Below are 21,971 nucleotides of genomic sequence, written 5' to 3'. Positions count from 1 at the left end.
CTCGCCGAGAAGGAGCACGAGCATGGCGCTGACCATGACCCTCAAGGAGGAGCTGGCCCGTGTGCCGGTCGCCGCGACCCCGGAGCGGCGGGCGGAGACCGCGGCGATGCTGCGGTTCGCCGGGGGGTTGCACCTCGTGGCCGGCCGCGTCGTCGTGGAGGTTGAACTGGACCACGGCGCCAGTGCGCGCCGCCTGCGGGCCGCCATCACCGAGCTGTACGGCCTGGCCCCGGAGATCGTGGTGGTCTCCGGCGGCAACCTGCGCCGTGGTCAGCGGTACGTGCTCCGGGTCGTGCGCGGGGGAGAGGACCTCGCCCGGCAGACCGGGCTCATCGACCAGCGGGGACGGCCCGTGCGTGGCCTCGCGCCGGTCCTCGTCAGCGGGACGACGGCGGCCACCGCCGCCGTGTGGCGCGGGGCCCTGCTGGCCCACGGCTCCCTCACCGAGCCCGGCCGCTCGGCGGCCCTCGAGGTGACCACGCCGGGCCCGGAGGCCGCGCTCGCGCTGGTGGGGGCCGCGCGTCGGCTCCGCGTGGCGGCGAAGGCGCGCGAGGTGCGTCAGTCGGACCGCGTCGTGGTCCGCGACGGCGAGGCGATCGCCACGCTGCTCGCCGCCGTCGGCGCGGAGCAGACCGCGACCCTCTGGCGCGAGCGGCGCGAGCGCAAAGAGGTCCGGGCCACCGCCAACCGCCTGGCGAACTTCGACGACGCCAACCTGCGCCGTTCCGCCCAGGCCGCTGTCACGGCCGGGGCGAAGGTGGAGCGGGCCCTCGAGATCCTCGGGGACGAGGTGCCCGACCACCTTCGCTACGCGGGACGGCTGCGCCTCGAGCACAAGCAGGCCTCCCTCGACGAGCTCGGCCGCCTCGCGGACCCGCCGATGACCAAGGACGCCGTCGCCGGGCGCATCCGCCGGCTACTGGCCATGGCGGACAAGCGGGCCGCCGAGCGGGGCATCCCCGGGACGGACGCGGCCTCCGAAGGCTGAGCGCGGGATCACCGTCGACGGGATCTGGCCCCGGCGCTCCGCCCCCGATCACAATGGAGACGGACGGAATACGCCGCCGAGACGCGAGGTTGCCCGAGGTGGAGGCCGAGGGCGTCCTGCCCGCAGCCTCGCCTGACCAAGGAGGAAGCATGACCGAATACACCCTTCCGGAGCTGGACTACGACTACGCCGCGCTGGAGCCGCACATCTCGGCCCGCATCATGGAGCTGCACCACTCCAAGCACCACGCCACGTACGTCAAGGGCGCGAACACCGCCCTGGAGAAGCTGGCCGCCGCGCGTGAGGCCGGCGACTTCGGCTCCGTGAACCAGCTGTCGAAGGACCTCGCCTTCAACCTGGGCGGGCACACGAACCACTCGATCTTCTGGAAGAACCTCTCGCCGGAGGGCGGCGACAAGCCGACCGGCGAGCTGGCCGCCGCCATCGACGAGTACTTCGGCTCGTTCGACCAGTTCCAGGCCCACTTCACCGCCGCCGCCCTCGGCATCCAGGGCTCCGGCTGGGCCGTGCTGGCCTACGAGCCCATCGGCGGCAACCTGGTGATCGAGCAGTTCTACGACCAGCAGAACGGCGTGCCGGTCGCCACCATCCCGCTGTTCCAGCTGGACATGTGGGAGCACGCCTTCTACCTCGACTACCAGAACGTCAAGGCGGACTACGTCAAGGCGATCTGGAACATCGTGAACTGGGCCGACGTGCAGGCCCGCTTCGAGGCCGCCCGCGCCGGCGCCTCCGGCCTGATCCTCCCGGCCTGATCCACACCGCGCACCGGGGCGCTGACGTCGTGGCCCCACGACGTCAGCGCCCCGATGCGGGGAGGGGCTCGGCGCTCCGGCCCTGTCCCCACCGCGCGCCCGGACCGGGCGCGACCGCTCGACCGTACCGCCCCGGACCCACCGCCACGGGGACCACGCAACGCGAACTAACGAGAGAGACCACCATGACCAAGATCGCCATCAACGGCTACGGCCGCATCGGACGCAACATCGTGCGCGTGCTCAGGGACCGCGGCCACGAGAACCTCGAGCTGGTCGCGGTGAACGACCTCGCCGACCCCGAGGACCTGTTCTGGCTGACCCAGTACGACACCATCCTGGGCCGCTACCCGGGCGAGCTGGAGCGGACCGAGAAGGGGTTCCGCATCGACGGCCGCGACGTCGCGTTCTTCCAGGAGGCCGACCCGACGAAGCTGCCGTGGGGTGAGCTCGGCGTGGACCTGGTCATCGAGTGCACCGGCATCTTCACGACCGGCCCCAAGGCGCAGGCCCACCTCGACGCGGGGGCCAAGAAGGTCCTCATCTCGGCCCCCGCCAAGGAGGTCGACGGCACCTTCGTGATGGGCGTGAACGAGCACACCTACGACGCGGAGTCGATGCACATCGTCTCGAACGCCTCGTGCACCACGAACTGCCTGGCCCCGATGGCGAAGGTCCTCAACGACGAGTTCGGCATCGTGGACGGCATCATGACCACGATCCACGCGTACACCGGCGACCAGAACCTGCACGACAACGTGCACAAGAAGGATCGCCGTCGGGCGCGCGCCGCGGCCCAGAACATGGTGCCCACCTCCACGGGCGCGGCCAAGGCCATCGGCGAGGTCATCCCGGAGCTGAAGGGCAAGCTCGACGGCTTCGCCATGCGGGTGCCCACCATCACCGGCTCGGCCACCGACCTGACCGTGGAGCTGACGCGCCACGTGGAGGTCGAGGAGATCAACGCGGCGTTCAAGAAGGCCGCGGAGTCCGGTCCGCTGCAGGGCCGCCTGGTCTACTCGGAGGACCCGATCGTGTCCTCGGACATCATCACCTCCCCGGCGGCGTGCACCTTCGACGCCCCGCTGACCAAGTCCATCGGCCAGACCGTGAAGATCATCGGCTGGTACGACAACGAGTACGGCTACACCTCCCAGCTCATGGACTTCGCAGACCTCATCGGCTCGAAGCTCTGAGCCCGCACGGCGCCCGACGGCCCGGGCCGACGGTTCCTCCGTCGGCCCGGGCCGTCCGCCTAGACTGCACCGTGAACCGACCCCGCTCCGGCACCCCAGGAGGCATCATGCCCGCACCGACCCTCACCGATCTGCTCGAGGCCGGCGTCGCCGGCCGCACCGTGCTCATCCGGTCCGACCTGAACGTCCCGCTGGACGGGGACACCGTCACCGACGACGGCCGCATCCGTGCCTCGCTGCCCGCGATCCGGGACCTGGCCGAGGCCGGTGCGCGCGTGATCGTCATGGCCCACCTGGGCCGCCCCAAGGGTGAGCCGGACCCCGCGTACTCCCTCCGCCCCGTCGCCGCGCGCATGGCCGAGCTGCTGGGCACCGACGTCGCCCTCGCCGCGGACGTGACCGGGGACGACGCGCGCGCGAAGGCCGCCGCCCTGCAGGACGGCCAGGTGCTGCTGCTGGAGAACGTGCGCTTCGACGCCCGCGAGACCTCCAAGGACGATGCCGAGCGCGCCGCACTCGCCGGGGAGATGGCTGCCCTGGCCGGCGCGGACGGTGCCTACGTGGGCGACGCGTTCGGCGCGGTCCACCGCAAGCACGCCTCCGTGTTCGACGTCGCGGCGCAGCTGCCGGCCTACCAGGGCCCGCTGGTCGCCGCCGAGCTCGAGGTGCTCACCCGCCTGACCGAGTCCCCGGAGCGGCCCTACGTCGTCGTGCTGGGCGGGTCGAAGGTCTCGGACAAGCTGGCCGTGATCGACAACCTGCTGGACAAGGCCGACATGCTGCTGATCGGCGGCGGCATGCTCTTCACCTTCCTCAAGGCGCAGGGCCACGAGGTGGGCGCCTCCCTGCTCGAGGGGGACCAGCTCGACACCGTCCGCGAGTACCTGCGCCGCTCCGAGGCCGGGGCCGCCCGCATCGTGCTCCCCACGGACATCGTCATGGCCTCCGGCTTCGCGGCCGACGCCGAGCACGAGGTCCTGGCCGTGGACGCCCTCACCTCGGGCGCGCACGGCGCGTCCGCCATGGGCTTGGACATCGGCCCGGAGACGGCCCGGGCGTTCGCGGAGCAGATCCGCGGCGCCCAGACCGTGTTCTGGAACGGCCCCATGGGCGTGTTCGAGTTCCCGGCCTTCGCGGAGGGCACCCGGGCGGTGGCCCAGGCCCTCACCGAGGCCTCCGCGGCCGGCGGCCTGTCGGTGGTCGGCGGCGGCGACTCCGCGGCGGCCGTGCGCACGCTCGGCTTCGCCGACGACGCGTTCGGCCACATCTCCACCGGTGGCGGCGCCTCCCTCGAATACCTCGAGGGCAAGGAGCTGCCGGGCGTCACCGCCCTGGCCGGCGAGGGGCGGGCGTGAGCATGGCGGAGCAGACCACGCGCGTGCCGCTGATCGCGGGCAACTGGAAGATGAACCTGGACCACCTCGAGGCCGTCACCCTGGTGCAGCGCCTCACGTGGCTCCTCTCGGACGCGGACCATGACCAGGAGGCCGTGGAGGTCGCGGTGTTCCCGCCCTTCACGGGCCTGCGGTCCGTGCAGACGCTCGTCACCGGCGACCGCCTGGACCTCGTCTACGGCGCGCAGGACCTCTCGCCCGAGGACGCCGGCGCCTACACGGGCGACGTCTCCGGCGCGTTCCTGGCCGCGCTGGGGTGCCGTTACGCGATCGTGGGCCACTCCGAGCGCCGCACCCTCCACGGGGAGGACGACGCCCTCGTCGCGCGCAAGGCCGCCGCGGCCCTGCGCCACGGCCTCACCCCGGTGATCTGCGTGGGCGAGGGCCTGGAGGTGCGCCAGGCCGGCCGGCACGTCGAGCACACGCTCGCCCAGCTGGAGGGCTCGATCGCGGGCCTGTCGGCGCAGGACGTGGCCGGCGTCGTCGTCGCCTACGAGCCCGTGTGGGCGATCGGCACGGGCGAGGTCGCCGGCCCCGAGGACGCGCAGCAGATGTGCGCGGCCCTGCGCGCCCGCGTGGCCGCACTGCACGGCGACGACGTCGCCGCCGGACTGCGGATCCTCTACGGCGGCTCCGTGAAGTCCTCCAGCGCGCCGGCGCTGCTGGCGCAGCCAGACGTGGACGGCGCCCTCGTGGGCGGCGCCAGCCTCGACGCGGACGAGTTTGCTAAGATCGTCCGGTTCGACCAGGCCTGATCCGTCCGGCCCGACCGACCGCATTCTCCGTGACGGCCCCGGCGCGCGCCGGGGCCGCACCTCGACCCGAGGAGCCCTCCCGTGGACGTCCTGACCCTGGCCCTGCAGATCCTCGTGGTCGTGCTCAGCGTGGTCATCGTGCTGCTCATCCTGCTGCACAAGGGCCGCGGCGGCGGCGTCTCGGACATGTTCGGCGGCGGCGTGACCAGCTCGATGAGCTCCTCGGGCTCCGCCCAGCGTCTGCTCACCCGCCTGACCGTCGGCTCCGTGGTCGCCTGGGGTGTCGTGATCGCCCTGCTCGGCGTCCTGCCGCGTCTGACCATGGAGTCCTGAGGCCGCCCCGCCGGGCCCCGACGCGAACGCCCCGCACGGAAGATCCGTGCGGGGCGTTCGCGCGTCCCGGACCGGTGGGGCGCCGGGGGCCCCTCAGCGTTCGGAGGCCTGCACGGGGGAGAGGTCCGTGCGCGGCAGGCCCTGGTGGAGCACGGCGCCGAAGACCTCGTCCGGGTCCAGGCGGCGCAGCTCCTCGGCCAGGCAGTCCTGGATCGTCCGGCGTGGCAGGGAGATGCGCTGCACCGGCCGGCCCTGCTGATAGAGCCGGGCCACCTGCGACTGCGAGCGGGAGAGCACCACGTCCCCGTCCGTGCACCGCAGGCGCACCGCACGGATCCCGTGGCCGACCTTCGAGTGCGCGATCGTCACGGGCACCTTCAGGGTCAGGGTGAGCCACGCCGCGAGCAGCATGGTGCTGGGGGAGTCCGGCGCCCCGTCCACCGTCACCGAGCGCAGGGTGGCCACGTCGAGCGTGTCGAAGATCCCGGCCACCTGGATCCGCCACAGCGTCAGGCGCGTCCAGGCCAGGTCGGTGTCCCCCTCATGGTGGCCCGCGCGCAGAGCCCACAGGGCGGGCTCGGCCGCGGACGCCGAGGCCGTGTCCGTGATCCGGCGGTGGGCCAGGCGACCGAGCGCCGTCGCCGAGGGGACCCCGGGTGGCACCCCGGGCCACCACACGACGATGGGCGCATCGGGCAGGAGCAGCCCGGAGACGAGCGACTCGTCGGCGTGGGCGTTCTCCCCGGCGCACCACAGCACCACGACGTCGGAGGCGCCGGCGTCGCCCCCGACCCGGATCTCGGCGTCCAGGCGGGTGGGGGCCGCGGGGTCGCCCAGGGCCAGGACGACGATGCGGCACGGGTGTTCGAGCGAGGCCGCGTTGGCGGCCTGGACGGCGGACTCGATGCCGGCGTCGTCCGTGCTGATCACGAGCGTGAGGACGCGGCCGAGGGCCACGACCCCGCTCTTCTCGCGCAGCTGCGTGATGCGCTTGGCCACCTGGGAGGTGGTGGTGTCGTGCATGCGGATCTTCACGGGCGCCTCCAGCTTCGTCCGTCGCGGGCCATGAGGGCGTCGGCCGAGGGCGGTCCCCACGTGCCCGGGGCGTAGGGCTCGGGCTGGGTGCCCAGGCTCGCCCAGTGCTCCTCGAACGGGTCCACGATCCGCCAGGACAGCTCCACCTCGGCCTGGCGCGGGAACAGCGGCGGCTCCCCGAGGAGCACGTCGAGGATGAGACGCTCGTACGCCTCGGGGGAGTCCTCGGTGAAGGCGTGGCCGTAGCCGAAGTCCATCGTGACGTCGCGGATCTCGGTCTGCGTGCCGGGCACCTTGGACGCGAAGCGGATGGTGACGCCCTCGTCCGGCTGCACCCGGATGACGATGATGTTCTGCCCGAACTCGTCCCCGTCGTGGACGGGGAACAGCAGGTGCGGGGGCTTCTTGAAGACGACGGCGATCTCCGTCACCCGCCGGCCGAGGCGTTTGCCGGCCCGCAGGTAGAACGGCACGCCCTGCCAGCGCCGCGTGCGGATGCCCACCTTGAGCGCGGCGTACGTCTCCGTGACGGACGCCGGGTTGAAGCCCTCCTCGTCGAGGAATCCCGTGACCCGCTCGCCGCCCTGCCAGCCGGAGGTGTACTGGCCGCGGGCGGAGGCCGCCGCGAGTCCCTCGGGCGTGTCCGGGACGGTCACGGCCTCGAGGACCTTCTCCTTCTCCGCGCGCAGATGGTCCGCGTCGAACGAGATCGGCTCCTCCATCGCGGTGAACGCGAGCAGCTGCAGGAGGTGGTTCTGGATGACGTCGCGCGCCGCGCCCACGCCGTCGTAGTAGCTCGCCCGTCCACCGATGCCGATGTCCTCGGCCATCGTGATCTGGACGTGGTCCACGTGCTCCGCGTTCCAGAGCGGCTCGAACATCCGGTTGGCGAACCGGAACGCGAGGATGTTCTGCACCGTCTCCTTGCCGAGGTAGTGGTCGATGCGGAACACCGCGTCCGAGGGGAAGACGCGCTCGATCACAGCATTGAGCTCCTGCGCGCTGGCCAGGTCGTGGCCGAAGGGCTTCTCGATGACCACGCGGCGCCACGGGCCCTCGGCCGGCTGCGACCGGTCGGCCAGGCCCTGGTCGGCCAGGTGGCGGGAGACGGCCTCGAACCAGTCCGGCGGGATGGAGAGGTAGAACGCGGTGTTCCCGCGCGTGCCGCGTGAGGTCTCGAGCTCGGCGAGCACCTCGTCCAGACGGACGTAGGCCGCCTCGTCGTCGAACGCGCCGGAGACGAAGCGCAGGCCGCCCTGGAACTGGTCCCACACGGTCTCGTCGAACGTGGTCCGGGAGGAGGCTTCGACGGCGGCGCGCACGTAGTCGGCGAACTCCTCGTCGGACCAGTCGCGGCGACCGAAGCCGACGAGGGAGAACGCCGGCGGCAGCAGGCCGCGCTGGGCCAGGTCGTACATGGCCGGCAGGAGCTTCTTCTTCGCCAGGTCGCCCGTCACGCCGAACAGCACGAGCGCCGACGGGCCCGCGATGCGGGTCAGGCGCCGGTCACGGGGGTCGCGCAGCGGGTTGCGGGGGACGGTCCGGGACTCACCGGCCACGGACGGCGCTCCTCAGGGCCTCGATGCCCGCGTCGCGGCGGCGCAGGTGCAGGGTGACCACGGGGCGGCCGAGATCGCCCAGCACCCGGGCGTCGCCCGCGGCCTGCGCGGCGATGAGCCTGCCCAGGGAGAACGGGCGGCCGGGCACCTCGAGGTCCCGGCCGGCGTCGCCGGTGATCTGCAGGAACACGCCGACGGCCGGGCCGCCCTTGTGGAACTGCCCGGTGGAGTGCAGGAACCGCGGACCCCAGCCGAACGTGACCGGGCGGCCGACCAGGTCCGCCAGGTCTGCGCGCAGCTCCTCGAGCTCGGCGTCGTCATGACGGGAGAGGTAGGCGTGGACCGCCAGGTAGCCGCCCTCGGGCACCAGTGCCGCCGTGGCGCGCAGCACGCCGGCCAGGTCCGGGGCAGAGGTCACGGACGCCGGGCCGGAGACCTCGACACCCTCCACCTCACCGTCGGCCGGCCGCTCGGCGGCGGGGCCGTCCAGCAGGGTGCGGGCGGCGGCCTTGGCGGCCTCCACGTCCGGCTGGTCGAAGGGGTTGATCCCGAGCAGGCGGCCGGCCACCGCGGTGGCCACCTCCCACAGCAGCAGCTGGGCGCCGAGCGAGCCGGCGACCTGCACGCCGTGGCCCGGGGCCGCGACGTCGTCCTCGCCGACGAGCTGCACCTGCAGCAGGTCGGGGGCGTCCCACACGGTCTCGGGGTCGCCGGGGGCGACGACGACGGGCAGCAGCCCGGTGCCGTCCTTGCCCGTGGACTCGGCGATCAGCTGCTCGATCCAGGCCGGCAGTCCGGCGATGCCGGACCCGTGGTCGGCGAAGACGAGCTTGTCGCGCAGCGGGCGGGTGCCGCCCAGGGCCGCGCCGAGCTGCAGGCCCGGGTTGTCCTCGTCGTCGGCGATCAGCAGGTCGAGCACGGCCTCCGCGTCGTCCAGCAGGGCCGCGACGTCCACGCCGGCCAGGCCGGTGGGGACCAGGCCGAACGCGGTGAGGGCCGAGAAACGCCCGCCCACGGTCGGGTCCGCGGTGAAGACGGCGCGCCAGCCGGCGGACTCGCACGCGGCGTGCAGCGGTGAGCCCGGGTCCGTGACGGCGACCAGGCGGGTGCGGGGGTCGATCCCAGCGTCGCGGAACGCGGCCTCGACGACGCGGCGCTGCGAGTCGGTCTCCACGGTGGAGCCGGACTTGGAGGAGACCACCAGCACGGTTCGCTCGAGGTCGCGCTCGAGGGCGCGGGAGACCTGGAGCGGGTCCGTGGAGTCCAGGACCTCGAGCTCGACGCCGGCCGTCGCCGCGATCACCTCGGGGGCCAGGGACGAGCCGCCCATGCCCGCCAGGACCACGCGGTCCACGCCCTCGGCGCGCAGCTCCCGGGTCAGCTGGGCGATGTCTGGGACGAGGGCGCGGGAGTCCTCGAACAGGTCGATCCAGCCGAGCCGCTTGGCGGCCTCGTCGCGGGCCGGCGCCCCCCACAGGTCGGCGTCCTGCGCCCCGAGGCGGGAGGCGACGCGGTCCTGGAGGAGGGCGGGCAGATGGCGGTCGATCGCCTCGAGGGCGGCTCCGGTGGCGGTGAGGCCGAGGGTGCTCATGGGGGGTCCTTCCGTGCGCGTGGCGAGCGGGCGGCGGGGTCGGGGGGCGGGTGCGGTCAGCGATGGGCGTCGAGCCCGGAGCGGACCGAGCCGAGCAGCTCGTCCCACGCGGCCTCGAACTTCTCCAGGCCCTCAGTCTCCAGCACGTCCACGACGTCCTGGTAGGACACGCCTGCCGCGCCGACCGCGTCGAGCAGGGCATCGGCCTCGGCGTAGGCGCCCGTGACGGTGTCCGCCGCAATCACCCCGTGGTCGGCGACCGCCTCGAGGGTCTTCTCCGGCAGGGTGGTCACGGTGTGCGGTGCCACGAGTTCGGTGACGTACAGCGTGTCCGGCAGGGCGGGGTCCTTGACGCCGGTGGAGGCCCACAGGGGCCGCTGCACGGGGGCGCCGGCCGCCTCGAGCAGGCGCCAGCGCTCCGAGTCCAGGGCCTGCTCGAAGGCTCGGTAGGCCAGGCGCGCGTTGGCGACGGCGGCCCGGCCGGTCAGCGCCTCGGCCTCGGGGGTGCCGATCGCGCGCAGCCGCGCGTCGACCTCCGTGTCCACACGGGAGACGAAGAAGGAGGCCACCGAGTGGAGGCGGCGGACGTCGTGCCCGTTCGCCCGGGCCTTCTCCAGGCCGGTGAGCCAGGCGTTGAGCACCCGGCGGTAGCGGGGCAGGGAGAAGATCAGGGTCACGTTCACGCTGATGCCCGCGCCGAGCACGTCCGCGATGGCGGACAGGCCCTCCACGGTCGCGGGGATCTTCACCATGAGGTTGGGACGGTCGACGGCCGCCGCCAGCTCGCGGGCCTGCGCCACGGTGCCGGCGGCGTCGCGGGCCAGGCGCGGATCGACCTCAAGGGAGACGAAGCCGTCCGCCCCGCCGGTGCGCTCGTGGACGGGCGCGAGCACGTCGGCGGCGCGGCGCACGTCCTCGGTCGTCAGGGCGACGACGGCCTCGTCCACCGAGGCGCCGGCCGCGGCGAGGTCGCGCAGCTGTCCCTGGTAGGCGCCCGCGTCCGCGAGGGCGACCGCGAAGATGGACGGGTTCGTGGTGACGCCGGTGACCGAGCGGGTGGCGATCAGCTCTTCGAGCGTGCCCTCGTCCAGCCGCGTGCGGGAGAGGTCGTCGAGCCAGATCGACACACCGGCCTGGGCCAGCGCGGCGGTGTTCGGGTTCTGCGGGGTGCTCATGGTCTGCGGGTGCCTTCCCTTCGGGGTGGACGTGCTCGGGGCGCCGTGGGCGCCGGGCCTCAGAGGAGGCCGCGGGTCACCTCGGCGACGTGCTCGCCAGTGAATCCGTACTTCTCCATCAGGCGGGCGCCGTCGGCCGACTCGCCGTAGTGCTCGAGGCTCACGCGGGCGCCCGGGGAGGAGGCCGTCACCGTGTGCTCGAACCACGGCATCGCGATGCCGGCCTCGACGGAGACGCGGACCGGGGCGTCGGGGCCGTCGGGCAGGACCTCGGCCCGGTAGGCCTCGTCCTGCTCGGCGAACCACTCGAGGCAGGGGGCGGAGACGACGCGGGTCGGGACGCCGTCGGCCTGCAGCAGCGCGCGGGCCCGCACGGCCACGGAGACCTCGGAGCCGGTCGCGATCAGCAGCGCGCGGGCCGGCGTCGGCGCGCCGTCGGCATCCGTGGCGTCGATGAGGACGTAGGCGCCGCGGGCCACGCCCGAGGCGGGGGCGAAGCCGTCCGTGTCCCGGGGGAGCACGGGCAGGCTCTGCCGGGACAGGACGAGCCCGGCCGGGCGGTCCCGGTGCTCGAGCACCGTCCGCCACGCCCACGCGGTCTCGTTGGCGTCGGCCGGGCGGACGACGTCGAGCCCGGGGATGGCCCGCAGGGCGGCCAGGTGCTCCACCGGCTGGTGCGTGGGGCCGTCCTCGCCGAGGCCGATGGAGTCGTGCGTCCACACGTACGTGCTCGGGGTGCCCATGAGGGCGGCCAGGCGGACGGCGGGGCGCATGTAGTCGGAGAACGTCAGGAACGTGCCCACGTACGCGCGGGTCAGGCCGCCGATCGTGATGCCGTTGACGATCGCCCCGGCCGCGAACTCGCGGACGCCGAAGTGCAGGGTGCGGCCGTACTCGTGGCCCTGCCACGTGGCGGTGGAGCGGTGGGCCGGGATGAAGGAGGGCTCGCCCTTCATGGTGGTGTTGTTCGACCCGGCGAGGTCGGCCGAGCCGCCCCAGAGCTCGGGCATGACCGGCGCGAGGGCCGTGAGCACCTCTCCGGAGGCTGCGCGCGTGGCCAGGCCCTTCTCGTCCGCGTCCCAGGACGGGAACGCGTCCGCGAAGCCGGCGGGCAGCTCTCGTCCGGCCAGTCGGTCGTACAGGCGAGCCTTCTCCGGGTGGGCCTCGCGCCAGGCCTGGAACGCCGCCTCCCAGCCGCGGCGGTACTCTGCCGAGCGCTCGGCAATGGACCGGGCGCGGGCCAGGAGCTCGGGGTCGACGTCGAAGGTCGTGGTCGGGTCCAGCCCGAGGCTCTCCTTGAGGCCGGCGACCTCGTCCGTGCCGAGCTTGGAGCCGTGGATGCCGCCGGTGTTCTGCTTCGTGGGGGAGGGCCAGCCGATCACGGTGCGCAGCTTGATCAGCGAGGGCCGGCCGGTCTCGGCCTTGGCCGCGACGAGGGCGTCGTACAGGGCCTCCACGTCCTCCGTGTACTCGGTCACGGCGTGGCCCTGGGCGCCGTTGGTCCAGTCGACCTCCTGCACGTGCCAGCCGTAGGCCTCGTAGCGGCGGACCACGTCCTCGGTGAACGCGATGTCCGTGTCGTCCTCGATCGAGATGCGGTTCGCGTCGTAGACGACGACCAGGTTCCCGAGCTCCTGGTGCCCGGCCAGCGAGGAGGCCTCGGCGGCGACGCCCTCCTGGATGTCCCCGTCGGAGGCGAGCACGAACACGTGATGGTCGAACGGGGAGGTGCCGGGGGCGGCGTCGGGGTCCATCAGCCCGCGCACACGGCGCTGCTCATACGCGAAGCCGACGCCCATCGCCAGGCCCTGGCCCAGCGGCCCCGTGGTCACCTCGACGCCGTGGGTGTGGCCGTACTCCGGGTGGCCCGGAGTCCTGGAGCCCTCGGTGCGCAGCGCCTGGATGTCCTCGAGCTCGAGCCCGGCGCCCGCGGCGAACAGCTGAAGGTACTGGATGAGGGAGGCGTGGCCCGCGGAGAGGATGAAGCGGTCCCGCCCCTCCCAGCGGTCGTCCGTGGGGTCCAGGTGCATGACGTTCTGGTACAGCTGCCACGCCACGGGTGCCAGCGAGATCGCGGTGCCGGGGTGGCCGTGCCCGGCCTTCTCCACGGCGTCCGCCGAGAGCGCCTTGAGCGTGTCGACCATCCGGCGGTCCTGCTCCGAGTAGACGAACCCGCGGGCCGGGGCCACCCGGTCCAGGGTCGGGGGAATGGACGGCTGCGCGGCGTCGGTCACGGGTTCTCTCCTGGCGGATCGGGAGCGTCGGGGCGCGACCCCGGCCGACGCCGGGGCGTCGCGGCGCGGGGCCGTCATCCCAGCCTAGCCCCGCGACCGCGAGGCGGGCCCGACCGGGCGTCCCATGACACGGTTCGTCCCCGGGCGAACGACCGTTGACACGAGTAGACTGCGTCAAGGCCTGCCCGCAGGCGGACCGCCCGAGTGGCCGATCCGAACCCCGGGACGGGCACGCCCACCGTCCCCTCACCGTGAGAAGCAGATGTCATCCTCCCTGGAGTCGCCGTCCGCCGCCCGCGTCGCCGCCGAGCCCGGCGTCGTCGACCGGTCCCCGCTGCCCCTGCGCCGCAAGGTGCGGGCGTACGTCGAGCTGACGAAGCCCCGGGTGATCGAGCTGCTGCTGGTGACCACGCTGCCGACCATGATCTTCGCGCAGCGCGGCTTCCCGGACGTGCTCACCATGATCGCCACGCTCGTCGGCGGTGCGCTCGCCGCCGGCGCCTCCGGCACCTTCAACTGCTACATCGACCGGGACATCGACCGGGTCATGAAGCGCACCGAGAACCGGCCGCTCGTCACCGGCGAGGTCACCCCGCGCGAGGCCCTCGTGTTCGCGTGGGTGCAGACCGTCGTGTCCATCCTGATCCTCGGGTTCGGCGCCAACTGGCTGGCGGCCGGCCTGGGTGTGGCCGCCATCTTCTTCTACGTGGTCGTGTACTCGCTCGTGCTCAAGCGCCGCACGGAGCAGAACATCGTGTGGGGCGGCATCGCCGGCTGCTTCCCCGTGCTGATCGGCTGGGCGGCCGTGCGCGGGACCGTCGAGTGGCCGGCCATCGTGCTGTTCCTCGTGGTCTTCCTGTGGACGCCCCCGCACTACTGGCCGCTGTCCATGAAGTACAAGCGCGACTACCAGCAGGCCGACGTGCCGATGCTCGGCGCCATCGCCTCCGCGCGCCACGTCTCCAACCAGGTCGTGCTCTACGCGTGGGCCACCGTGGCGTGCTCCCTCCTGCTCGTGCCGATGGGCTGGGCCGGCATCGTCTACACCGCGGTCGCGCTCGTCGTCGGAGCCTGGTTCATCTGGGAGTCCCATGTGCTGCAGGTGCAGGCCCAGCGCGAGGACTTCGAGGACCGCAAGGCCATGAAGGTCTTCCACCTCTCCATCACCTATCTGACGCTGCTGTTCATCGCCCTGGCCGTGGACCCGTTCGTGGGCGCGCCGCTGATGCACTTCGGCGCCTGAGCGCCGGTCCGCCCCCAGCGCTCCCCGGGACGCCGACGACGACGGCCCCGCACCAGCCGGTGCGGGGCCGTTCGCGTGCGCGGGGCGTCAGCCCGCGGCGACGGTGCGCGTGGGGGCGGCGGCCTCGACCGGGACACCCGGCCCGGCCGTGACGTAGCGGGCGACCTGGCGGTCCCAGGTCTCCGTCGCGGCGGCCACGAGCAGGGCAGAGCCCAGCATGTGCAGCAGGACCACGCCGATCGGCAGGCCCGTGAAGTGCTGGGTGTAGCCCACGGCGGCCTGGAACACGAGGGCGAGCAGGAGCCGCAGCACGGCGGCGCGCTGCAGGCGGGAGGCGCCGGCCGCGCGGCGCACCGTGAAGAACAGGACGAGGGTGGCCGCCAGGAGCAGGTACACCGGGACCACGTGGGCACGCGTGACCAACAGCGGGTCGAACTCGTGGCGCGGCGAGCCGGGGTCGCCGGAGTGCGGGCCCGTGCCGGTCACCACGGTGCCCAGGTACACGGCGGCCCACGTCAGCGCGAACGCCGCCCAGGCGGCGGCACGGGACCGGCCGGTGGTGGCGCCGTCCACGAGGGGCACCCCCGCCCGGCCGGCACGGCGCTCGGCGGCGATGCGCACCACGAGCAGGGTCGCCACGGCCACCATGATCGAGGACACGATGAAGTGGCCGGCCACCCACCACGGGTTCAGATTCGTCAGGACCACGACGCCGCCCACGAGGGCCTGCGCGGGAATGCCGGCCAGCAGGCCCACGGAGAGCCAGAAGGGGCTCCGGTGGGTGCCGCGCAGGTTCCACAGGGACAGGAACATGGCGGCGGCGATGACCACCAGGACGAACGTCAGCGTCCGGTTGCCGAATTCGATGTAGCCGTGGATGCCCATCTCCGGGGTGTTGGTGAGGGACTCGGGTGAGCACTTGGGCCACGTGGGGCAGCCCAGGCCGGAGCCGGTGAGGCGCACGGCGCCGCCGGTGACGATGATGCCGATCTCGGACGCCAGGGACGCCACGGCGAGGGCCATGGTGGCCTTCGAGAGGCGCTGCGGCAGACGGGCGGCGAGTCCGGCCGGGGCGGTCCGGGCCGCGGGGGTGGTGGTGGACACGGTGTCCTTCCGATCGTTCGATGCAGGGGGACGGGGAACGGTTCAGGGCCGCCAGCGGAACCAGCGGAGCGCGGCCGCGACGGCCACGGCGCCCCACAGGGTGAGCACGAGCAGGGGGACGGGCGACCAGGACCCGTCCAGGAGGGCGGCCCGCAGGGCCGTGCCCAGCGCGCCGGAGGGGAGCAGGTCCACGCCGGGGACCCGGGCGGGGAACACCGTGCCGCCGACGGCGCCGAACAGCACCCACAGCAGGTTGGCGACGGCGAGGGTCGCCTCCGGCCGGGCCGTGCCGGCGAGCAGCAGCCCGAGGGCCGTGAAGGCGGCGGCCCCCAGTGCGAGGGCGACCAGGGCCGGCAGGATCCCCTCGGGGTCCGGACGCCACCCGAGCGCCAGGCCGACGCCGCCGATCACGCTCACCTGCACCAGCAGGAGGGCCACCACCGCCAGGGCCTTGCCGGCGACGAGGCCGAGCGTGCCCAGCGGGGTGGTGGCCAGGGCGGCGAGCACGTCGTAGCGACGCTCGAAGCCCGTGGCGATCGCGGTGGCCGTGAACGCGGAGCTGATCACGGCCAGGGCGAGCACGCCGGGCACGGCCACGTCCAGGCCCGATCGGCCCGGGGCGTCGAGCAGGCCGGTGACGTGCACGCCCACGAGCGCGAGCAGGGGCAGCACCACGGTCACGAGCAGCTGCTCGCCGTTGCGCAGCGCGGTGCCGGTCTCGTAGCCGGCCTGACGCAGGACGCGGGCGGCCAGCGGGGCGGCGCCCGCGTGGGCTCCGGTGCCGGCCGGGGCGCGGTGGTCGACGACGGGCGTGCTCATGCGGCGGTCTCCCGGAGGATCTGCTCGAGGCGCAGTCCGGCGCGCTCGAATCGGGTGGGCATCAGGGCGTGCTCCCGCCAGCTCGCCGCGAGGACGGCCAGGTCGTCCGGGCCGCGGACGCCGGCCACGCGCAGGCGGGCGGACTCGTCGAGGCCGGCCGCGCGCAGCGGCGCGGGCAGGGTGTCGGCCCAGGCGCGGACGGCGTCGGGGGAGGCGTCGCCGAAGTCCACGTCGACGACGTCGCCCTCGGCCACGCGTGTGAGCTCGGACAGCGGGCCGGAGCGGACCACGCGGCCGGCGCGCAGGATGGCGACGTCGTCCGCGAGCCGCTCGGCGTCGTCGAGCAGGTGCGTGGTCAGCAGCACGGCGGCGCCGCGGTCGGTCTGTTCCCGCACGACGTCGTGCACGACGGGCCGGGTCTCCGGGTCGAGGCCCGCGGTGGGCTCGTCGAGGAACAGCATGTCCGGCCGGCCGACGAGGGCGGCCGCGAGCGCGACGCGCTGGCGCTGGCCACCGGAGAGGCGGCGCAGGGGGCGGCCGGCGACGTCGGCGATCAGCAGGCGCTCCAGCAGCGGCTCGACGGGCAGCGGGTCGCGGTACAGGGACGCCACGTGGCCGATGAAGCGGCGGGCGGGGATCGCGGGCGGCAGGCCGCCCTCCTGCCACATCACGCCGATGCGGGCGCGCAGGTCGGCGGAGGCCCGCCACGGGTCTGCGCCGAACACGCGCACGGTGCCGGCGTCGGGCCGGTCCATGCCGTGGCAGAGGCCGAGGGTGGTGGACTTGCCGGCCCCGTTGGGGCCGAGCAGCACCGTGACGGCGCCGGCACGGGCGGTGAGGTCGACGCCCCGCAGGACGGGGGTGCGGGACCGGCCGCGGCCGAGGCTCCGGTGGACGTCGCTCAGGCGCAGGACGGGCTCGTCGCGCGGCACGGGATCCGGGGTCAGGGGAGGTCGGGGCACTGTGCCAGTCTAGTCCTCGGGCCCTGCGACCCCGGCTCGAGGGGCCGGGGCGCCCGGTCTGACGCGGGTTCCGCCGCGACCGTCATCAAGCCAGGCGAGCCTCACTTGAACCGTTCCAGATCAATAGGTCATGATGGCGTGGTGTATTCGGATCAGTCTGCGTCGCCCCCCGCTCCGGCCCCGGCCGAGGGCACGCGCGAGCGTGTGCTGCAGCTGGTCCTGACGCGTGGTCCCGTCAGCGCGGCCGAGATCGGTCGCGAGCTGGAGCTGACCGCGGCCGCCGTGCGCCGCCATCTGGACGCGCTCGAGGAGGACTCGCTCGTCGAGGTCAAGCGGGTCACCGCGGCCCGCGGCGCGGGACGGCCCTCCCGCCGTTACGTGGTCACCTCGCACGCGCAGGAGCACCTGCCCAAGGACCACCTCGCCGTCGCCCTGGACACCCTGGCCCGCCTCGAGGAGCTCGCCGGGGAGGAGGAGGTGCGCCGCACCGCGCGCCACGCCTTCCGGGAGATCGAGGAGCGCTTCACGGCCGCCGTCGACGGCCGGGAGACTGCGCTGCAGGACCGCACCCGGATCCTCGCGCGGGTCCTCGACGAGGCCGGCTACGCCGGCACGCTGCGCCACTTCGGCGCGGGCCTGGCGCCCACCCTCCGCGCGGACCAGGTCTGCCAGGGGCACTGCCCGTTCCAGGGAATTCCCGCGCGCCATCCGGAGTTCTGTGAAGAGGAGACCGCGCTGTTCGCCCGCCTGCTCGAGGTGGACGTGCGCCGGCTCTCGACCCTCGCCGCCGGCGCCCACGTGTGCACCACACACGTGCCGCTGGGCCGCGACTGAGCCGCGCGGGCCACGCCCCGGCTCCCGCCGACCACCCGACCGACCCCGACCGCAGTGACTAGTGAGAGAGGCTGAGATGACCGACCAGATCGTCCAGCGGGACTCCGCGGAGACCGCCGACCCCGGCGTGATCCAGGAGATCCTCGACAAGAACCCCGAGCTCAACGCCATCGGCGCCTACCAGTACGGCTGGGCCGACTCCGACGCGGCCGGCGAGAAGGCCGTCCGCGGTCTGAACGAGGACGTCGTGCGCGACATCTCCGGCAAGAAGGACGAGCCGGAGTGGATGCGCGACCTGCGCCTCAAGGCCCTCAAGTACTTCGAGCGCAAGCCGATGCCGGCGTGGGGCCCGGACCTGTCCGGCATCGACTTCGACAACATCAAGTACTTCGTGCGCTCCACCGAGGGCCAGGCCAAGACCTGGGAGGACCTGCCCGAGGACATCCGCAACACCTACGAGCGCCTGGGCATCCCCGAGGCCGAGCGCGAGCGTCTCGTGGCCGGCGTCGCCGCCCAGTACGAGTCCGAGGTCGTCTACCACCAGATCCGCGAGGACCTGGAGGAGCAGGGCGTCGTGTTCCTCGACACCGACACCGCGCTCAAGGAGCACCCGGAGATCTTCGAGGAGTACTTCGGCACCGTGATCCCGGTCGGCGACAACAAGTTCGCCTCCCTGAACACGGCCGTGTGGTCCGGCGGCTCCTTCGTGTACGTGCCCAAGGGCGTGCACGTGGAGATCCCGCTGCAGGCCTACTTCCGCATCAACACGGAGAACATGGGCCAGTTCGAGCGGACGCTGATCATCGCGGACGAGGACTCGTACGTGCACTACATCGAGGGCTGCACCGCCCCGATCTACCAGTCCGACTCGCTGCACTCGGCCGTCGTGGAGATCGTGGTGAAGAAGAACGCCCGCGTGCGCTACACCACCATCCAGAACTGGTCCACGAACGTGTACAACCTCGTGACCAAGCGCGCCGTGGTCGAGGCCGGCGGCACCATGGAGTGGATCGACGGCAACATCGGCTCCAAGGTGACCATGAAGTACCCGGCCGTGTACCTGACCGGCGAGCACGCCACCGGCGAGACCCTCTCCGTCGCGTTCGCGGGCAAGGACCAGCACCAGGACACCGGCTCCAAGATGGTGCACATGGCCCCGCACACGAACTCCTCGATCGTGTCCAAGTCCGTGGCCCGCAGCGGCGGCCGCGCCGCCTACCGCGGCCTGGTGCAGATCGCCGAGGGCGCGAACGGCTCCGCGAACTCGGTGGTGTGCGACGCCCTGCTCGTGGACACGGTCTCCCGCTCCGACACGTACCCGTACATCGACATCCGCGAGGACGACGTGACCCTCGGCCACGAGGCGACCGTCTCGAAGGTGTCCGAGGAGCAGCTCTTCTACCTCATGAGCCGCGGCATGTCCGAGGACGAGGCCATGGCCATGATCGTGCGCGGCTTCATCGAGCCGATCGCCCGCGAGCTGCCCATGGAGTACGCGCTCGAGCTCAACAAGCTGATCGAACTGCAGATGGAAGGATCGGTGGGCTGACATGACCGACACCGTGGAGAACACCCAGCGGACCATGATCCCGGGCATGGGCGAGGAGGGCGAGAAGCTCACCGTCGCGCAGAACCCGGTCGCCCGGGCCGGGGGCCGGGAGCGCAACGCCGCGGGCTCGCGCGCCGATCGCCTCAGCTCCTTCGAGCTGTCCGACTTCCCCGTGCTCACGGGGCGCGAGGAGGACTGGCGCTTCACCCCGCTCAAGCGCCTGGGCGGGCTGCACCTGCCCGAGGGCGACGACGCGCGCCTGACCGGTGCCGCGCCCGCCGTGGCCGTGGCCGAGCAGGCCGGCGTCACGGTGGAGACCGTGGCCCGCGACGACGCCCGCGTCGGCTCCGTCCTGACCCCCGACGACCGCGTGTCCGCCGCGGCCTGGAACTCGGTCTCCGAGGCCACCGTCGTCACGATCTCCGGCGAGGTCGCCGAGCCGGTGCGCATCGACGTCGTCGGCTCCTCCGCCGACCCGGCCGCGATGCACCTGACCGTGCTCGTGGAGGAGAACGCGCAGGCCGACGTCGTGATCGCCCACCGCGGCACCGCCGTGCTGGCCCAGAACGTCGAGTTCGACGTGCGCCGCGACGCCCGCCTGAACGTGGTCGCGGTGCAGGCCTGGGAGGGCGATGCCGTGCACGTCTCGGCCCAGCAGGCCTCGGTCGCCACGAACGCGCACTTCAAGCACGTGGCCGTCTCCTACGGCGGCGGCGTGGTGCGGCTGACCCCGACCGCGCGGTTCGCCGCCGAGCGCGGTGAGGCCGAGATGTACGGCCTGTACTTCGCCGACGCCGGGCAGCACCTCGAGAACCGCCTGTTCGTGGACCACAACCAGCCGGACTGCGTCTCGAACGTGCTCTACAAGGGCGCCCTGCAGGGCACGGACGCGCGCACCGTGTGGGTGGGCGACGTGCTGATCCGCAAGGAGGCCGAGGGCACGGACACGTATGAGAAGAACCAGAACCTGCTGCTCTCCGACGGGGCGCGCGCGGACTCGGTGCCGAACCTGGAGATCGAGACCGGCGTGATCGAGGGTGCGGGCCACGCGTCCGCGACCGGCCGCTTCGACGAGACCCAGCTGTTCTACCTGATGGCCCGCGGCATCTCCGAGACCGAGGCCCGCCGCCTGATCGTGCGCGGCTTCCTCAACGAGATCATCCAGAAGATCGGTGTCGGCGACGTCGAGGACGAGCTGACCGCCGTCATGGAGGACGAGCTCCGCATCGCGCAGCTCTGACCGACGCCCCGCAGACCCCACCGCCTTCCACCCGAGGAGAACCACCATGGCAACCCTGCAGATCACCGACCTGCACGTGCAGATCGCGACCGAGAACGGCCCCAAGGAGATCCTGAAGGGCCTCTCCCTGACCATCGAGACGGGCGAGACCCACGCGATCATGGGCCCGAACGGCTCCGGCAAGTCCACCCTGGCCTCGACCATCGCCGGCCACCCGCGCTACGAGGTCACCTCCGGCTCCATCACCCTCGACGGTGAGGATGTGCTGGAGATGAGCGTCGACGAGCGCGCCCAGGCCGGCCTCTTCCTGGCCATGCAGTACCCCGTGGAGATCCCGGGCGTCACCATGACCAACTTCCTGCGCACCGCCAAGACCGCGCTCGACGGCCAGGCCCCCTCGCTGCGCACCTGGACCAAGGACGTCAAGGGCGCCTTCGAGGCCCTGCAGATCGACCCGGCGTTCATGAACCGCAACGTCAACGAGGGCTTCTCCGGCGGCGAGAAGAAGCGCGCCGAGATCCTCCAGCTCGAGCTGTTCAAGCCCAAGTTCGCGATCCTCGACGAGACCGACTCCGGCCTCGACGTCGACGCGCTGCGCATCGTCTCCGAGGGCGTCAACCGCGCCCAGGCGCAGAACGAGATGGGCACCCTGCTGATCACCCACTACACGCGGATCCTCAACTACATCAAGCCGGACCACGTGCACGTGCTGGTGGACGGCCGCGTCGCCGAGTCCGGCGGCCCGGAGCTCGCCGAGCAGCTCGAGGCCGAGGGCTACGCCCGCTTCGAGAAGGCCGCGGCGGGGGCCTGAGATGACGGAGACCACGAACCAGGCGCCCACGGAGGACATCCGTGAGGCCCTCAAGGACGTGATCGACCCGGAGCTGGGCGTCAACGTCGTGGACCTGGGCCTGCTCTACGGGCTGCACTACGCCGACGACGGCGCGCTGCTCGTGGACATGACCCTGACCACCGCGGCCTGCCCGCTCACGGACGAGATCGAGGACCAGGTCTCCCGCGCGATCGGCACCATGGTAGACGAGTGGCGGCTGAACTGGGTCTGGATGCCCCCGTGGGGCCCCGAGCGGATCACCGAGGACGGTCGCGACCAGATGCGCGCCCTCGGCTTCCACATCTGATCCCGCCCGGGCCCCGGCGGGGGGGGCCGGGCCCCCCCCCCCGCG

The 21,971-nt window shown here is 73.0% G+C and carries 20 protein-coding genes; 12 read left to right on the top strand and 8 right to left on the bottom strand.

Annotation, left to right across the window (positions count from 1 at the left end; translation table 11 throughout):
- The first annotated feature begins 22 nt into the window (after positions 1 to 22).
- The 6 genes from whiA to secG all read left to right on the top strand — a co-directional run bounded on the left by whiA (position 23) and on the right by secG (position 5,442).
- Complete coding sequence (whiA, locus tag KVS67_RS01315) at positions 23 to 988, top strand: DNA-binding protein WhiA (RefSeq protein WP_036315298.1); 966 nt, start codon at positions 23 to 25, stop codon at positions 986 to 988.
- A 149-nt stretch (positions 989 to 1,137) separates the two neighbouring features.
- Positions 1,138 to 1,764 (top strand): superoxide dismutase, encoded by a 627-nt coding sequence (locus KVS67_RS01310; protein ID WP_036315296.1) that lies wholly within the window; start codon positions 1,138 to 1,140, stop codon positions 1,762 to 1,764.
- A gap of 185 nt (positions 1,765 to 1,949) precedes the next feature.
- The gene (gene gap / locus KVS67_RS01305; RefSeq protein ID WP_036315293.1) at positions 1,950 to 2,960 is read left to right on the top strand and encodes a type I glyceraldehyde-3-phosphate dehydrogenase; all 1,011 of its coding nucleotides are present in this window, start codon (positions 1,950 to 1,952) and stop codon (positions 2,958 to 2,960) included.
- 107 nt (positions 2,961 to 3,067) lie between these two features.
- Complete coding sequence (gene pgk / locus KVS67_RS01300) at positions 3,068 to 4,315, top strand: phosphoglycerate kinase (protein WP_166437596.1); 1,248 nt, start codon at positions 3,068 to 3,070, stop codon at positions 4,313 to 4,315.
- A 2-nt stretch (positions 4,316 to 4,317) separates the two neighbouring features.
- Complete coding sequence (gene tpiA / locus KVS67_RS01295) at positions 4,318 to 5,109, top strand: triose-phosphate isomerase (protein WP_010078716.1); 792 nt, start codon at positions 4,318 to 4,320, stop codon at positions 5,107 to 5,109.
- 81 nt (positions 5,110 to 5,190) lie between these two features.
- Positions 5,191 to 5,442: a preprotein translocase subunit SecG gene (gene secG, locus KVS67_RS01290; RefSeq protein WP_036315286.1), complete on the top strand. Its 252-nt coding sequence runs from the start codon at positions 5,191 to 5,193 to the stop codon at positions 5,440 to 5,442.
- A gap of 93 nt (positions 5,443 to 5,535) precedes the next feature.
- Here secG and KVS67_RS01285 read toward each other — a convergent pair whose 3' ends face one another.
- Genes KVS67_RS01285 through tkt form a run of 5 tightly spaced genes read right to left on the bottom strand, consistent with a single transcriptional unit; the run spans position 5,536 to position 13,036 of the window.
- Positions 5,536 to 6,477 carry a glucose-6-phosphate dehydrogenase assembly protein OpcA gene (locus tag KVS67_RS01285; RefSeq protein ID WP_036315284.1) on the bottom strand — a complete coding sequence of 314 codons (942 nt, stop codon included), beginning with the start codon at positions 6,475 to 6,477 and terminating at the stop codon, positions 5,536 to 5,538.
- The gene (zwf, locus tag KVS67_RS01280) at positions 6,474 to 8,036 is read right to left on the bottom strand and encodes a glucose-6-phosphate dehydrogenase (protein ID WP_166437595.1); all 1,563 of its coding nucleotides are present in this window, start codon (positions 8,034 to 8,036) and stop codon (positions 6,474 to 6,476) included. Before zwf ends, KVS67_RS01285 begins: the two co-directional genes overlap by 4 nt.
- Positions 8,026 to 9,627, bottom strand: a complete 1,602-nt coding sequence (locus KVS67_RS01275) for a glucose-6-phosphate isomerase (protein ID WP_166437594.1) — start codon at positions 9,625 to 9,627, stop codon at positions 8,026 to 8,028. The genes zwf and KVS67_RS01275 overlap by 11 nt, the downstream gene beginning before the upstream one ends.
- A gap of 56 nt (positions 9,628 to 9,683) precedes the next feature.
- Positions 9,684 to 10,802 (bottom strand): transaldolase, encoded by a 1,119-nt coding sequence (gene tal, locus KVS67_RS01270; RefSeq protein WP_063189246.1) that lies wholly within the window; start codon positions 10,800 to 10,802, stop codon positions 9,684 to 9,686.
- A 59-nt stretch (positions 10,803 to 10,861) separates the two neighbouring features.
- Positions 10,862 to 13,036, bottom strand: a complete 2,175-nt coding sequence (tkt, locus tag KVS67_RS01265) for a transketolase (protein ID WP_217564711.1) — start codon at positions 13,034 to 13,036, stop codon at positions 10,862 to 10,864.
- 262 nt (positions 13,037 to 13,298) lie between these two features.
- Between tkt and KVS67_RS01260 the strand changes: the two genes are divergently transcribed.
- The gene (locus KVS67_RS01260) at positions 13,299 to 14,279 is read left to right on the top strand and encodes a heme o synthase (protein WP_036338551.1); all 981 of its coding nucleotides are present in this window, start codon (positions 13,299 to 13,301) and stop codon (positions 14,277 to 14,279) included.
- A gap of 87 nt (positions 14,280 to 14,366) precedes the next feature.
- On the opposite strand, the gene KVS67_RS01255 is transcribed toward KVS67_RS01260, so the two are convergent.
- Genes KVS67_RS01255 through KVS67_RS01245 form a run of 3 tightly spaced genes read right to left on the bottom strand, consistent with a single transcriptional unit; the run spans position 14,367 to position 17,164 of the window.
- Complete coding sequence (locus tag KVS67_RS01255; protein WP_036338548.1) at positions 14,367 to 15,383, bottom strand: heme A synthase; 1,017 nt, start codon at positions 15,381 to 15,383, stop codon at positions 14,367 to 14,369.
- Positions 15,384 to 15,425: 42 nt separating this feature from the next.
- Positions 15,426 to 16,202 (bottom strand): ABC transporter permease, encoded by a 777-nt coding sequence (locus tag KVS67_RS01250; protein ID WP_036338545.1) that lies wholly within the window; start codon positions 16,200 to 16,202, stop codon positions 15,426 to 15,428.
- Positions 16,199 to 17,164 (bottom strand): ABC transporter ATP-binding protein, encoded by a 966-nt coding sequence (locus KVS67_RS01245; protein WP_233263272.1) that lies wholly within the window; start codon positions 17,162 to 17,164, stop codon positions 16,199 to 16,201. Before KVS67_RS01245 ends, KVS67_RS01250 begins: the two co-directional genes overlap by 4 nt.
- Before the next feature lie 138 nt (positions 17,165 to 17,302).
- Between KVS67_RS01245 and KVS67_RS01240 the strand changes: the two genes are divergently transcribed.
- From KVS67_RS01240 to KVS67_RS01220, 5 genes are all read left to right on the top strand, one after another.
- Positions 17,303 to 17,998 (top strand): helix-turn-helix domain-containing protein, encoded by a 696-nt coding sequence (locus KVS67_RS01240; RefSeq protein ID WP_336627754.1) that lies wholly within the window; start codon positions 17,303 to 17,305, stop codon positions 17,996 to 17,998.
- Positions 17,999 to 18,074: 76 nt separating this feature from the next.
- Entirely contained in the window at positions 18,075 to 19,547 is a 1,473-nt protein-coding gene (gene sufB / locus KVS67_RS01235; RefSeq protein ID WP_036315257.1) for a Fe-S cluster assembly protein SufB, read from the top strand.
- A 1-nt stretch (position 19,548) separates the two neighbouring features.
- Positions 19,549 to 20,787 carry a Fe-S cluster assembly protein SufD gene (sufD, locus tag KVS67_RS01230; RefSeq protein WP_217564709.1) on the top strand — a complete coding sequence of 413 codons (1,239 nt, stop codon included), beginning with the start codon at positions 19,549 to 19,551 and terminating at the stop codon, positions 20,785 to 20,787.
- Positions 20,788 to 20,833: 46 nt separating this feature from the next.
- Positions 20,834 to 21,598 carry a Fe-S cluster assembly ATPase SufC gene (sufC, locus tag KVS67_RS01225; RefSeq protein WP_010078702.1) on the top strand — a complete coding sequence of 255 codons (765 nt, stop codon included), beginning with the start codon at positions 20,834 to 20,836 and terminating at the stop codon, positions 21,596 to 21,598.
- A gap of 1 nt (position 21,599) precedes the next feature.
- A complete protein-coding gene (locus KVS67_RS01220) occupies positions 21,600 to 21,926 on the top strand; it encodes a metal-sulfur cluster assembly factor (RefSeq protein ID WP_217564708.1) in 327 nt (108 codons plus the stop codon).
- The last annotated feature ends 45 nt before the right edge of the window (positions 21,927 to 21,971 follow it).

This window comes from Micrococcus sp. GbtcB5 (genome assembly GCF_019091605.1).
Taxonomy (GTDB): domain Bacteria; phylum Actinomycetota; class Actinomycetes; order Actinomycetales; family Micrococcaceae; genus Micrococcus; species Micrococcus luteus.
The sequence above is the reverse complement of the archived record's forward strand: the minus strand, read 5'-3'. Positions and strand labels throughout refer to the sequence as shown.

Coding starts and splice junctions, on each gene's coding strand:
- whiA (WP_036315298.1), top strand. CDS start 23: ATGGCGCTGACCATGACCCTCAAGGAGGAGCTGGCCCGTGTGCCGGTC.
- KVS67_RS01310 (WP_036315296.1), top strand. CDS start 1,138: ATGACCGAATACACCCTTCCGGAGCTGGACTACGACTACGCCGCGCTG.
- gap (WP_036315293.1), top strand. CDS start 1,950: ATGACCAAGATCGCCATCAACGGCTACGGCCGCATCGGACGCAACATC.
- pgk (WP_166437596.1), top strand. CDS start 3,068: ATGCCCGCACCGACCCTCACCGATCTGCTCGAGGCCGGCGTCGCCGGC.
- tpiA (WP_010078716.1), top strand. CDS start 4,318: ATGGCGGAGCAGACCACGCGCGTGCCGCTGATCGCGGGCAACTGGAAG.
- KVS67_RS01275 (WP_166437594.1), bottom strand. CDS start 9,627: ATGAGCACCCTCGGCCTCACCGCCACCGGAGCCGCCCTCGAGGCGATC.
- tal (WP_063189246.1), bottom strand. CDS start 10,802: ATGAGCACCCCGCAGAACCCGAACACCGCCGCGCTGGCCCAGGCCGGT.
- KVS67_RS01260 (WP_036338551.1), top strand. CDS start 13,299: ATGTCATCCTCCCTGGAGTCGCCGTCCGCCGCCCGCGTCGCCGCCGAG.
- KVS67_RS01250 (WP_036338545.1), bottom strand. CDS start 16,202: ATGAGCACGCCCGTCGTCGACCACCGCGCCCCGGCCGGCACCGGAGCC.
- sufB (WP_036315257.1), top strand. CDS start 18,075: ATGACCGACCAGATCGTCCAGCGGGACTCCGCGGAGACCGCCGACCCC.
- sufD (WP_217564709.1), top strand. CDS start 19,549: ATGACCGACACCGTGGAGAACACCCAGCGGACCATGATCCCGGGCATG.
- sufC (WP_010078702.1), top strand. CDS start 20,834: ATGGCAACCCTGCAGATCACCGACCTGCACGTGCAGATCGCGACCGAG.
- KVS67_RS01220 (WP_217564708.1), top strand. CDS start 21,600: ATGACGGAGACCACGAACCAGGCGCCCACGGAGGACATCCGTGAGGCC.